The sequence below is a fragment of the Mesorhizobium sp. WSM3626 genome (assembly GCF_000513935.1).
Taxonomy (GTDB): domain Bacteria; phylum Pseudomonadota; class Alphaproteobacteria; order Rhizobiales; family Rhizobiaceae; genus Mesorhizobium; species Mesorhizobium salmacidum.
In genome coordinates, this window is record NZ_AZUY01000005.1 from 75,085 (window position 1) to 87,696 (window position 12,612).

Genomic DNA, 12,612 nt, shown 5'->3' on the forward strand with positions numbered 1-12,612 from the left:
GACCAGATGCGTGATTTCCAGTTTCCCGGCCGCTCGCCGGTTCGTGCCACCGAAGCGATTGCCGCGACATCGCATCCGCTCTCGACGCTTGCGGCCATCGAGATGCTGCGCGCCGGCGGCAATGCCATGGATGCCGCCATCTGTGCGGCCGCCGTGCAGGGCGTGGTCGAGCCGCAATCGACCGGCATCGGCGGCGATTGCTTTGTCCTCTACTGCCCCAAGGGACAAAGCGAGGTGCTGGCTTTCAACGGCTCCGGCCGGGCGCCGGCGGCCGCGACCGTCGACTGGTATCGCGACAAGGGTTTTAGCGAGCTTCCGAAACAGGGGCCGCATGCGGTGACCGTGCCCGGCGCCATCGACGCCTGGTGCCGGCTGCTTGAGGATCATGGCAGCAAGAACCTGGCCGAAGTGCTGGCGCCGGCGATCCACTATGCCGAGAACGGCTATGTCGTGCACGACCGCGTCGCCTTCGACTGGGCCGACCCGGAGACCGATCTTTCCGCCGACGAGCACGCGGCCCGCATCTTCCTGCCCGGCGGCGCCGCGCCGAAGGCCGGCGACGTGCACAAGCAGCCGGAGCTGGCCGCCACCTTGCGGATAATCGCCAAGCACGGCCGCGCCGGATTCTACGAAGGCGCGGTCGCCGACGACATGGTGCGCCGGCTCAAGGAATTGGGCGGACTGCATTCGCTTGAGGATTTCGCCGCGACCCGAGGCGACTATGTGGCGCCGGTCAGCGTCAGCTATGGCGGCCATGAGATTCACCAGATGCCGCCGAACAACCAGGGGCTGACGGCGCTTTTGATGCTGAACGTGCTGTCGGGCTTCAAGCTCGGCGGGCTCGACCCCAACGGCGCCGAGCGCCTGCACCTGGAGATCGAGGCCGGGCGGCTGGCCTATCGCGACCGCGACCGTTTCGTCGGCGACCAGGACCGTGTCCCGGTGCCCGTGAGGGAGCTTCTGTCGGCCGCTTATGCCGAGCGGCTGCGCGCCGAGATCGACCGCGAGCGCGCCATGACCCATCTGCCTGACGTCCAGTTGCCGGGCAGCGATACGGTCTACATCTCGATCGTCGACCGCGACCGCAACGCGGTCTCCTTCATCAACTCGACCTATTACTCCTTTGGCAGCGGCGTCGTTGGCCCGAAGACCGGCGTGGTGCTGCAGAACCGCGGCTCGAGCTTCCGCCTCGATCCGGCGCACCCCAACGCCATCGCGCCCGGCAAGCGGCCGATGCATACGATCATGCCCGGCATGGCGACGAGAAACGGCCGCGTGGTGATGCCGTTCGGCGTCATGGGCGGCGGCTACCAGCCGTTCGGCCATGTCCATCTTTTGACCAACATGATCGATTTCGGCATGGACCCGCAGCAGGCGCTCGATGCCCCCCGGGTGTTCTACGTCGACGGCATGGTGGAAGCGGAGCGCAACGTGCCCACCGAGGCGATCGAAGGCCTGCGCCGGCGCGGCCACGCCATCACCGAGCCGCACCATCCGCTCGGCGGCGGCCAGGCGGTGCTGATCGACTGGGAAAAGGGAACGCTGACCGGCGCGTCGGATCCGCGCAAGGACGGGATGGCGCTGGGGTATTGAGGTTTACGGCAGGATGATTGGTCGCAACCTTTGAAAGCCGGGGTTTCCTCTCCCTCACTACGTGGGAGAGGTGGCTCGGCGAAGCCGAGACGGAGCGGGGGCGGCGCCAACGTCAACTGGACTTTCACAAGCACTCGTCTGAAACATAGCCGGTAACCATGACCCAGACCCACACAGACCTCTCCCGCCGCCTCGTGGCCGGCGCCGACGACGCGCCGGCCATCCTGGCACCCGACAGGCCCACGCTCACCCATGGCGGCCTGCGCGCGCTGATCAAAGCCACAGCCACACAGCTTCATGCGCTCGGTATCGGCCGGGGCGACAGGGTGGCGATCGTGCTGCCGAACGGGCCGGAGATGGCGACGGCCTTCGTCGCCGTGGCGGCCACCGCCTCGACGGCGCCGCTCAACCCTGCCTACCGGGCCGACGAGCTCGATTTCTACCTGACCGACATCGGTGCCAAGGCGATCCTCGTCGCCGAGAACGAGACTGGCCCTGCCGTGACGGTGGCCGGTCGCCTCGGCATCGGCGTGCTGCGGCTCATCGTGCCGCCGGACGCGCCTGCCGGCAGTTTTGCCATCAAGGGCGCGGCGGTCGGCCAGCAAGCGGCGCCCGCCATGGCTGGGAACGACGACATCGCCCTGCTGCTGCATACGTCGGGCACCACCTCACGCCCCAAGCTGGTGCCGCTCAGCCATGCCAATGTCGCGGCCTCCGCCCGCCATATCGGCGCGACGCTTGGCCTGACGGCGGATGACCGCTGCCTCAACATCATGCCGCTGTTCCACATCCACGGCCTGATCGCGGCGGTGCTGTCGTCACTGGCATCGGGCGGCAGCATCTACTGCACGCCGGGCTTCAACGCGCTGCGCTTCTTCCAGTGGCTGAGCGACGCGAAACCGAGCTGGTACACCGCCGTGCCGACCATGCACCAGGCGATCCTGGCGCGCGCGGCGCGCAATGCCGAAGCGCTGGCGGCGGCACGCCTGCGCTTCATTCGCTCGTCCTCGGCATCGCTGCCGGCGCAGGTGATGGCCGAACTCGAGGCGACCTTCGGCTGCCCTGTCATCGAATCCTACGGCATGACCGAGGCCGCGCACCAGATGGCGTCGAACCGGCTGCCGCCGGGCCTGCGCAAGCCGGGCAGCGTCGGTTCCGCCGGCGGACCGGAAGTGGCCGTCATGGCGCCGGACGGTCGGCTGGTGCAAGCCGGCGAGACCGGCGAGATCGTCATTCGCGGCCCCAACGTCACGTCAGGCTACGAGAAGAACCCGGACGCCAACGCGACGGCCTTCGCGCATGGCTGGTTCCACACCGGCGACCAGGGCGTGCTCGACGATGACGGCTATCTCAGGGTCACCGGCCGGCTGAAGGAGATCATCAATCGCGGCGGCGAGAAGATCTCGCCGCTCGAGGTCGACGACGTGCTGATGGACCACCCGGCGGTGGCGCAGGTGGTGACCTTCGCCATGCCGCATGACAAGCTTGGCGAGGAGGTGGCGGCGGCCGTGGTGTTGCGCGAAGGCATGAGCGCAACCGAGGGCGAAATCCGCGCCCACGCCGCGATGCGGCTCGCCGACTTCAAGGTGCCGCGCAAGGTGCTGATCCTGGACGAGATCCCCAAGGGCGCGACCGGCAAGCTGCAGCGCATTGGGCTGGCCGCCAAACTCGGGCTCTAATGCATGTCGCTTGGAAGTGTCCTCGGTTCCGAGATAACGACATGCACAGAATCAAAGGCTCACTACGATGAAGATCACCATCTTCGGCGCCGGCGCCATCGGCGGCTATCTCGCGGCAAAGCTGGCCATCGCCGGCCGGACCGACCTGTCGATCGTCGCCCGCGGCGCGCATCTCGAGGCAATCAAGGCAAATGGCGTGCGCCTGATCGAGGACGGGAAAGAAACGACCGCCCCGGTCCGCGCCGCCGCCAAGGCGGAAGATCTTGGCGCGCAGGATTATGTCGTGCTGGCGCTGAAGGCGCATTCCGTCGCGCCCGCGCTCGACCAGATCGCACCGCTGCTTGGGGACCACACATCGGTCGTCACCATGCAGAACGGCGTTCCCTGGTGGTATTTCTACAAGGCCGGCGGCGCGCTCGAAGGCACCAGGCTGCATCAGGTCGACCCCGGCGGCACGATCTGGGAGCGGCTCGGCCCGCAGCGCGTCATCGGCTCGGTGGTCTACCCCGCCGTCGAGGTCGATGCACCCGGCCTGATCCGCCATGTCGAGGGCAAGCGCTTCTCGCTCGGCGAACCCTCGGGCGAGAAGAGCGAACGGGCCACACTTCTGGCCGGGGAGATGGTCAAGGCCGGGCTGCAGGCGCCGGTGCGCGACGACATTCGCGGCGAGATCTGGGTAAAACTGTGGGGCAACCTCTCCTTCAACCCCATCTCGGCGCTGACCGGCAGCACGCTGGCCGCGATTGTCGCCGACGAGGGCACCCGCACACTCGCCCGCACCATGATGCTGGAAGCGCAGGCGATCGGCGAAAGCCTCGGCGTGCGCTTCCCCATCGACGTCGACCGCCGCATCAAGGGCGCCGGCGACGTCGGCGAACACAAGACCTCGATGCTGCAGGACCTGGAACGCGGCCGACCGATGGAGATCGACGCGCTGGTCGGCGCGGTGCAGGAGCTTGGGCGGCTGACGGGCAAGCCAACGCCGGCTATCGATGGGGTGCTGGCGCTGGTGAGGCGGCTGGCGATGGAGCGGGGGTGTTATACGCCGGTAGACTAGCCACTGCCGCTGTCGATCGGCGGGTGACGCCCGAATGATGCGTCCTCCGTTCAAGAGGATCGATGCGCAGCCAGGCGCGACTTAAGCGATCAAGGATAAGTTGACGCGGCAGGTGGCGGAGACACGGACGAAGGGGAGGTGTTGTCCTACTGTCTTTCGTAGCTGCTCATCTCACTTCGTATGTCGTACATATCGCGGGCCAGATAGGTGTCGAAAAGGTCCAGAAGCTCCCGCTCCCGTTCATCGTCTACCGCGCGGTAAAGTTCAACGAGCAAACGACCTAGATGGTGAATGGTCGTATAGTGACCTTGCCTGCCATTTTTTGCCCAAACCGGATAGAGCGCCAATACGCGGTGGAGCACTTCAAATGCAAATCCGGGAAATCGATCAACGCGTTCCTCCAACGCGTGAACCAAATTATCTGAGTGATCCTCGAAAGCGGCTGAGTTCAAATACGATCTGGCGAGTTCGACTCGGTCTGTGTCCCCGTCTAGAACTTCGCCCCAGTTCACATGATATAGCTCGTTTCGCACAAGTTTCTCGGGATCGTCGACAAGCAGTCTTAGCCATTGGGCAGCGCGGTCACCGATCTTATCAGAGCTAATGTTGCCGCAGCCGCGAAAGGCCGCTACCCGGCGCCGGAGCGTGTCGTGAGTCGTGTTTTCCAGAAATGCAATGCTCGCGGTATCGTCGTTTAGGGCCGTCCCGGACTCTAGGAAAAGTCCGAGAACTCTCAGGCTTTCGTGCTCAGAGGCCATTAGTTGCCGAATAATTTTTGCAACTTGCTCAGGATAGCTCACGCTTATCCATTGCAGTAGATGATGCCCTCCTTGAGACCTCATCAGGCTTAGGTCACGGTCAGCGATCCGCGTCAGAAGGCTGATGCCCCGCTCCGTATCGTATTTTGCGATTGAGTTCACCGTATGCAACATACACACCAAAACTGATGCAAGTGGCTCCTCGTCAACTCGGCGTTCGACCAGTGCCGTGATATCGTCTAAGGTGGTCTCCTCGTCCCACAAGACGCTAGCAAGAGCTTCATATGCAGAGCCGCGCTCCTGATTGATACCGCTTGCGTAGATATCCTCATCCCCACGCAACAACTCCTCCACAGAGGTAGATTGTTCGGACGGGCCTGTAGTGCGGACTGCTGTATCAGACGCTGTGCCCGACGCGGCTATTTTGAGCAGAAGAGCTAGTATTTCGGTATCGGCGGCTGCGCTTGGATGCTTGTTGACTGTCCAACTGACCGCTCGGTTGAATGAGTGGCTCGACCATCTAACGGCGGCCTTAATCGCACGGGCGATCAGCGCCGCTTCTCCGCTGCTCTCGCGCACGCCGTCTAAAATCGCCTCGGGATATACCGCATCTAGCGATAACGGCATTCGTTCCAACAATCTTACAAAGCGTTCTGGTTCGTTTTTCGCCCTCGCTTGAAGCGCGGAACCGAGTTCTCGAGCCCCTCCTATGACACGGCCTCGCTCATATCGGTGACGACCGTCGCGCTTATAGTGTTCCATCGCGGACAGCCATTGTGGGTCTGTCATAAAACCAGCCTTGTCATGTGGGATTGGCGACTGAACCCAGCCCCCTCTAATGCCGTAAGCTTCCGGTGGTGGCCGCTGCTTGAATTTTCGATCAAGTTCTTCGAGGCGACGCAACGCCCGTGGGCTCAAGTGCGCTCGCCCAATCGTTGTCAGAACGGCTCGTTCGTGCTCACCCGAAGTATTTAGTATCCGTATAATATACTCCCTCGGGTGGTCGTATCTACGAAACTTGTCCACATTCTCCTTGGAAAGCCTTAAGTATTCCCCTGCCCAATCTAACTCGGTTCGGGTGGACAATATAATAGCTTCCACTGCCGAGCAATCTTTAGCTGAAAGATAAGGGAAAGCCGCCTTTGCTGCACTGGCTGCCGGTTCCCACTCACCGCCTGATTGGCCAATTTTGAATGCCTGCTCGTCCTGAATGAGAGGAAGCAACCGATTGGCAAGATGTTGTCCATTTGCCGCTATAGTTACGAAGTGCAAATATAGCGCCACCGCACCATTTGGCTCAATCTGGTCCAGATAAGCCGACGCCCTGTCTGGGTTTTCTAATGCGATTCTAGCAAGTGCCTGAGCGATAAATCTGACATAATGCTGATCATGCGTACCGATTGGCAATCTAATCGTCAGTGTATCTTTTCGCCCCGCTTTATCGCGGTCTAATCGGAGAGCGTTCGCGAACGGTGGCACTATCGCATTGAGAAAGGCTTCCGGCGAATGCTTAACGATCTCCTCCAGCCAATGGGTCGTACTTTGCCCCTCTCCCGCATCGCTAAATGGATGCTTCTGCGGATAAGCTTTCATCCAACGGCGAAGCCAGAAACCTAGTATGCTCGCACCAAGCGCCTTGTTCTTGTGCGTCCAAGCCGCGAGGTCAAAGTTCCCGGACAGCTTCTCTATGACATCGCCATCGCTCGTCGCTGCTACTAGGTCGCCATACAGAGTCTCAAGCTCGCCAATCGGCTCCTCAGGGTAAAGTCGATTAAACCAAGCAATTAACTCGGCCCCACGCTTATTGTCGCCAGCCCACCAGCTGCGGATGAATGCTGCGGCGATGCGGGGATGACGAGGCGCCCCTTTGCGGAGCACGGAGAAAGCAAGCTCTTTAATTTCATCGCTTGCATTGATCCAACTTTGTGCAAGCCCCGAACCGATGACCAGAGGCAACCAGTCACGACCATGTAAGACCAGCTTTGCGAGGTTCCTTTGGGGACTTTCCGACATTATCCAAGGCTGGACAATCGCCAATTCCTCGCGTGTTGGCGCGTTCACGTCTGCGAGCCAGTACGCCACAGCATCCTTAATGATGTAACGAATGTCACCGCCGTCCATGACCTGTCTGAGATCTGAGAGATATTTGCGTGTCGCAGCAAGATCGCGCAGACGCGAAAAAATTTGACGGACTTGCGTTCGTCGAAAAAGACGCTGCTCGTCACTTGTAAGCAAACTATGAACAGATTGTCCTGTGGCGAGGAACTGCCGAGAGAATATGTGATCGAAGAAAGACTCGTGCGCGAACTGCAACTTTCCACCAATCGCGCTAATGAGCCCATGGGAGTTCAAAGCGTGGACTGCGCCGGGAAACGCTGCCAACACCGCTGGCGGTGCTGTCAAGTCTTGATTTTCGCTCATACTATAAGCCATCGCGCCCAACGCGGCCTCTGGCGTCCATGAAAAACCTGCAGCAAGAAAATCTCGTCCTCGCACCTCTAAGAGCTGATCGAACAACCGACCGCTGGAAATCTCGCCTTCAATTCCTTCACCAGCAAGGACGATACTGGCGAAAAGCTGGAGATTGATCGGCACCGATAGGATGCTCCGCTCCTGGTCCGTAAAGCGCCGATCGCCCAGCCCAAGTTTACCCATTAGAGGCACTACCGCATCATCCCAACTGAGTGGTCGCAGGGTGATGGAGCGTGTGACAATGTTCTCAGATAGCGGCTTAAGGCGGCTGTCTCGTTCCAAATCATAAGAGCGGCAGGCGATAACCACTTTCATCCTCGGATAGAAATGCGACTCGCCCAATATGCGAAATAGCAATTCGCGAATCCGGCCGGATCTTCCAGACGCCTCGCTGACCGCGTCGACTTGATCGACCACAAGCAAGCAGGATTTGTTTCCGTAGCGATTTCCGAGCAGTCCAACCGGACTCTCTGCTCGCCCCACAAGAGCCTCACCGATCTCGCCGACCGCATGACAGGAAAGGAAGCGGTCAATCCGAAAGGCCAATACGGGCCATCCCATTGCGCGAGCGCTTTCAATGGTCTTGTAGAGTGCCACGCTTTTTCCGCCACCGGCACCACCGGCCACCACTGTTATGTTATGGCCTTGATCCATCGCCAGCGTCACGGCGTCGTCGACATCCGCAACCAGCAATTCACGGTTTGCTATGAGAGGTGGTAAGGAGGCCAAGTATTCGTCTGTCGCTTCGACAAATCTTGCGTCGATACTCAAGTCAAAGCGCGCCTTCCAACCTATGCCAAGCTCATCAATCGCGGCACGGAAGCCATTGGTTGTGATAGTCTGTGTTAGTTTGGATATCAAAAAGCCCGATAAGCGATCGAGAACCTCTTCTACGTCAGACTCAAACAGAAGTGAGGCGATCCCACGGAATTCCCGGAGTATAGAATAATCTGATACGGTTTCGACCTGACAACGCTTGAGCCAATCGAGTTCCGTCTCAGGATCGACCCGCCAGATCTCCACCAACTGCTTTCGCGCCTCGCGGTCCGAGTCCGAAATTCCGTCAACGAAGTCTCTTAGAGTCTCCGCAAGATGGGCCTTCTCAATCAGTGACTTAAGCACCGCAGCGGGATCTGCGGAGACGAATACACAACGGTTGGAAGGGTCGGTCAATTTTCTTGCAAACGCTTGTAGCACACCTTCAGCCTTGAGGGCTGTCATAGTCCAGCTGCCGGACGTCCGACGCCTTTTACACTGGTGCCAGAAATTCAGTCTATCTGCTGATAACCTAAATTCCAATCCTGCGGAATTCTCGTTGAATGGCTCAAGGCGAATCTCGTCGGCTTGACCACTTAATACCTTTAGAGCCTCTATCAGAGTCCAGTGTGCTTCATAGTCATTGCCAAGTTTATCTGAGACGCCTCCAACTAACATCGATGAAATTCCGCCGCCAGCCATGCCAGTTCTCTTAGTCCTCTACGTCGTTATCTGATGGTGACGACATGGTCTGACGATCTTTGCACCGGCAGCAGATATTGCAAGCCTTTCCGTAGTAATTTGAGTCCCGCAGAAACGCGGCTTGCAGAAAACCTGCTCGCGGAGGCCGTCGATCTCGCCGAGAACCATGAGGGCGACGCAGTAGGATCATCCTACCGCCGTGGACAATCCCTGGCTGATCACCCCTTCCCCGCCCGCCCCAGCACCCGCGCGTAAACCTCCCCGACAATGCCGCGCCGAAACACCAGCACGCAGACCATGAAGATCAGGCCGGTGGCGATGGTCACCGGAAAACCTGAGGTGGCGAGGGTGTTTTCCAGACCGACGACGAGGCTGGCGCCGATGATCGGTCCGACCATGGTGCCGATGCCGCCGAGAAGCGTCATCAGGATCACCTCGCCCGACATCTGCCAGGTGACGTCGGTGAGCGTGGCGAACTGGAAGACGATCGCCTTGAGCGAGCCGGCGAGCCCGGCCAGCGCCGCCGACATGACGAAGGCGCCGAGTTTGTAGCTGGCTACGGAATAGCCGAGCGAAATGGCGCGGTTCTCGTTTTCGCGGATCGAGCGCAGGATCATGCCGAAGGGCGAATTGACGATGCGCCAGATGGCGAAGACGCCGGCCAGGACCACGGCAAGCACGAAATAATAGATGTTCATCGGGGCGTTGAGGTCGAGGACGCCGAACAGGACGCCGCGCGGCACGCCCTGGATGCCGTCCTCGCCTTGCGTGAACGGCGCCTGCACGCAGAAGAAGAAGAACATCTGCGACAGCGCCAGCGTGATCATGGCGAAATAGATGCCTTGCCGGCGAATGGCGAAGAAGCCCATGACGAGGCCGAGCAGTGCGGCGCCCGCCATGCCGAGCAGAATGCCGGCTTCCGGCGGCCAGCCCCAGACCTTGACGGCATGCGCGGTGAAGTAGGCGGCGCCGCCGAAGAAGGTGGCGTGGCCGAAGGACAAGAGGCCGGTGTAGCCGAGCAGGAGATTGAAGGCGCAGGCAAACAGCGCGAAACACAGCATCTTCATCAGGAAGATCGGGTAGACGAAGAACGGGGCTGCCAGCAGCGCCAGTATGCCGAGCCCGACCAGCACCCATTCGAGCCTTGGCGAGGGATTGGCCGATGCCTCGCGAAGTGTCAGCTCGGCCATGTCGGATGTTTCTTCCGCCATGTCAGGCGTCCCTTCCGAACAGGCCGGCCGGCCGGACCAAAAGCACGATCGCCATGATGACGAAGACCACCAGGTTGGAGGCCTCGGGGTAAAAAACCTTGGTCAGGCCTTCGGCGAGGCCAAGCATGTAGCCGGTGACGATGGCGCCGAGGATCGATCCCATGCCGCCGACCACGACCACCGCGAAGACGACGATGATGAGATCCGATCCCATCAGCGGGCTGACCTGATAGATGGGTGCTGCCAGGATGCCGGCGAGCCCGGCGAGCGCGGAGCCAAGGCCGTAGGTGAGGGTCAAAAGCAACGGCACGTTGACGCCGAAGGCCTGGACAAGACGGGGATTCTCGGTTGCCGCGCGCAGATAGGAACCGAGCCTGGTCTTCTCGATCAGCGCCCAGGTTCCGAAGCAGACGACCAGCGAGGCGACCACGACCCAGCCGCGATAAATGGGCAGGAACATGAAACCGAGATTGGTGCCCCCGGCCAGCAGCGGCGGCACGGCGTAGGGGTTTCCCGACACGCCGTAATAGTAGCGGAAGATGCCTTCGAGCACGAGCGCGAGGCCGAAGGTGAAGAGCAGGCCGTAGAGCGGATCGGTGTCGTAGAGCCGCGACAGCGCCAGGCGCTCGACCACGACGCCGAACAGGCCGACGATCAGCGGCGCCAGGATCAGCGCCGGCCAATAGCCGATGCCGAGATGGGTGAACAGGAGATAGCCGACGAAGGCGCCCAGCATATATTGCGCGCCATGGGCGAAATTGATGACGCGCAGCAGGCCGAAAATCACGGCCAGGCCGAGGCTCAGCATGGCGTAGAAGGAGCCATTGATCAGGCCGACCAGCAATTGGCCAAGCAATGCCTGGACGGGGATGCCGAAGATCATCGTCATGGCGTCATCATACACCCAGAATTTCGTGGAGCAGCGCCATGCGGTCCGCCAGTTCGCCGGTGGGGAAACCGGCCACGACCTTGCCGTGCTCCATCAGGTAGAAACGGTCGGCGACACGGCTGGCGAAGCGGAAATTCTGCTCGACCAGCAGGATGGTCATACCCCGCTGCTTCAACGTCGCCAGCAGCTCGCCGATGCGCTGGACGATGACCGGCGCGAGACCCTCGGTCGGTTCGTCCAGGAGCAGCATCTTGACGCCGGTCCGCAGCATGCGCGCGATCCCCAGCATCTGCTGTTCGCCGCCCGACAGCCGCGTGCCCGGGCTGTTGCGCCGCTCCTTCAGATTGGGGAAGAGATCGAAGATTTCCTCGACGCTCATGCCGCCCGGGGCAACGACAGGCGGCAGCACCAGGTTCTCGTCGACGGTCAGCGTCGAGAAGATGCCGCGTTCCTCCGGCACGAAGCCGATGCCCTGGTGCGCGGTGCGGTGCAGCGGCAGCCGCATCAGGTCGGCGCCGTCGAAAACGACCTTCCCGGTTCGCCGGCGGATCAATCCCATGATGGCGCGCAATGTCGTCGTCTTGCCGACGCCGTTGCGGCCGAGCAAGGTCACGGTTTCGCCGGCAAACACTTCGAGGTCGACGCCGTGCAACGCATGGCCCTCGCCATACCAGGCGTTGAGACCGCGGACCGCGAGCAGGGGCGAAGCGCTAGTCATCGGCGGTGCCCATATAGGCCACCTTGACGCGTTCGTCGCGGCTGACGGTGGCGTAATCGCCGGCCGCGAGCACCTCGCCGCGCTGCATCACCGTTATCCAGTCGCAGAGATCGGCGACAACCGTCAGATTGTGCTCGACCATCAATACCGCGCGGTCGCTCGCCACCGACCGGATGAGGGCGGAAACCGTGGCCACGTCCTCATGGCCCATCCCGGCCATCGGCTCGTCCAGCAGCAGCACTTTCGGATCCAGCGCCAGCGTCGTGGCGATCTCGAGCACGCGCTTCCTGCCATAGGAAAGATCGCCTGCCAGCCTGTTCGTGGCATCGTCGAGGCCGACGGAACGCAGGAGCTCCAGGGCGCGCGGCGTCAACCGGTCGAGCGCCGCCAGCGAGCGCCAGAACTGGACGCCGAGCCCCGCCGGCCGCTGCAGCGCGACGCGCACATTGTCGAGCACGCTGAGGTGCGGAAAGATCGCCGATATCTGGAACGAGCGCACCAGCCCCATCCGCGCCACCCTGGCCGGCGACGTGCGGGTGATGTCGTGCCCAAGCAGCTCGATCCTGCCGCTGGTCGGCGCCAGGAATTTGGTCAGCAGGTTGAAAACGGTGGTCTTGCCGGCGCCGTTGGGTCCGATCAAGGCATGGATGTTGCCATGGCGGACATCGAGGTCGACATTCTTGACCGCGACAAAGCCGGCAAAGTCACGCCGCAGGCCGCGGGCGGAAAGCACGACCCGCGGCTCTTCCGCGTTCAGGTCAGGCGGCACCATGGCCG

At 61.6% G+C, this 12,612-nt stretch carries 8 protein-coding genes; 3 read left to right on the plus strand and 5 right to left on the minus strand.

Annotated features, from left to right (window positions below):
* Positions 1-6: 6 nt before the first annotated feature.
* The 3 genes from ggt to M653_RS0105785 all read left to right on the plus strand — a co-directional run bounded on the left by ggt (position 7) and on the right by M653_RS0105785 (position 4,329).
* Positions 7-1,593, plus strand: a complete 1,587-nt coding sequence (ggt, locus tag M653_RS0105775) for a gamma-glutamyltransferase (protein ID WP_027142464.1) — start codon at positions 7-9, stop codon at positions 1,591-1,593.
* 158 nt (positions 1,594-1,751) lie between these two features.
* A complete protein-coding gene (locus M653_RS0105780) occupies positions 1,752-3,272 on the plus strand; it encodes an acyl--CoA ligase (RefSeq protein ID WP_027142465.1) in 1,521 nt (506 codons plus the stop codon).
* Between the two features lie 67 nt (positions 3,273-3,339).
* The gene (locus tag M653_RS0105785) at positions 3,340-4,329 is read left to right on the plus strand and encodes a 2-dehydropantoate 2-reductase (RefSeq protein WP_027142466.1); all 990 of its coding nucleotides are present in this window, start codon (positions 3,340-3,342) and stop codon (positions 4,327-4,329) included.
* A 146-nt stretch (positions 4,330-4,475) separates the two neighbouring features.
* Here the strand turns inward: M653_RS0105785 and M653_RS0105790 are convergent, their stop codons facing one another.
* The 5 genes from M653_RS0105790 to M653_RS0105810 form a co-directional block, all read right to left on the minus strand.
* Positions 4,476-9,017: a hypothetical protein gene (locus M653_RS0105790; RefSeq protein WP_156938152.1), complete on the minus strand. Its 4,542-nt coding sequence runs from the start codon at positions 9,015-9,017 to the stop codon at positions 4,476-4,478.
* A gap of 218 nt (positions 9,018-9,235) precedes the next feature.
* A complete protein-coding gene (locus M653_RS0105795) occupies positions 9,236-10,207 on the minus strand; it encodes a branched-chain amino acid ABC transporter permease (protein WP_027142468.1) in 972 nt (323 codons plus the stop codon).
* Positions 10,208-10,229: 22 nt separating this feature from the next.
* Entirely contained in the window at positions 10,230-11,117 is an 888-nt protein-coding gene (locus tag M653_RS0105800; RefSeq protein ID WP_027142469.1) for a branched-chain amino acid ABC transporter permease, read from the minus strand.
* A 7-nt stretch (positions 11,118-11,124) separates the two neighbouring features.
* Positions 11,125-11,835: an ABC transporter ATP-binding protein gene (locus M653_RS0105805; protein ID WP_027142470.1), complete on the minus strand. Its 711-nt coding sequence runs from the start codon at positions 11,833-11,835 to the stop codon at positions 11,125-11,127.
* A complete protein-coding gene (locus M653_RS0105810) occupies positions 11,828-12,607 on the minus strand; it encodes an ABC transporter ATP-binding protein (RefSeq protein WP_027142471.1) in 780 nt (259 codons plus the stop codon). Before M653_RS0105810 ends, M653_RS0105805 begins: the two co-directional genes overlap by 8 nt.
* Between the last annotated feature and the right edge of the window lie 5 nt (positions 12,608-12,612).

What these genes read in the sequence shown, in the direction of transcription:
- M653_RS0105790 (WP_156938152.1), bottom strand. Translation starts at nt 9,017, where the DNA reads ATGGCTGGCGGCGGAATTTCATCGATGTTAGTTGGAGGCGTCTCAGAT.
- M653_RS0105800 (WP_027142469.1), bottom strand. Translation starts at nt 11,117, where the DNA reads ATGACGATGATCTTCGGCATCCCCGTCCAGGCATTGCTTGGCCAATTG.
- M653_RS0105805 (WP_027142470.1), bottom strand. Translation starts at nt 11,835, where the DNA reads ATGACTAGCGCTTCGCCCCTGCTCGCGGTCCGCGGTCTCAACGCCTGG.
- M653_RS0105785 (WP_027142466.1), top strand. Translation starts at nt 3,340, where the DNA reads ATGAAGATCACCATCTTCGGCGCCGGCGCCATCGGCGGCTATCTCGCG.
- M653_RS0105780 (WP_027142465.1), top strand. Translation starts at nt 1,752, where the DNA reads ATGACCCAGACCCACACAGACCTCTCCCGCCGCCTCGTGGCCGGCGCC.
- M653_RS0105795 (WP_027142468.1), bottom strand. Translation starts at nt 10,207, where the DNA reads ATGGCCGAGCTGACACTTCGCGAGGCATCGGCCAATCCCTCGCCAAGG.
- M653_RS0105810 (WP_027142471.1), bottom strand. Translation starts at nt 12,607, where the DNA reads ATGGTGCCGCCTGACCTGAACGCGGAAGAGCCGCGGGTCGTGCTTTCC.
- ggt (WP_027142464.1), top strand. Translation starts at nt 7, where the DNA reads ATGCGTGATTTCCAGTTTCCCGGCCGCTCGCCGGTTCGTGCCACCGAA.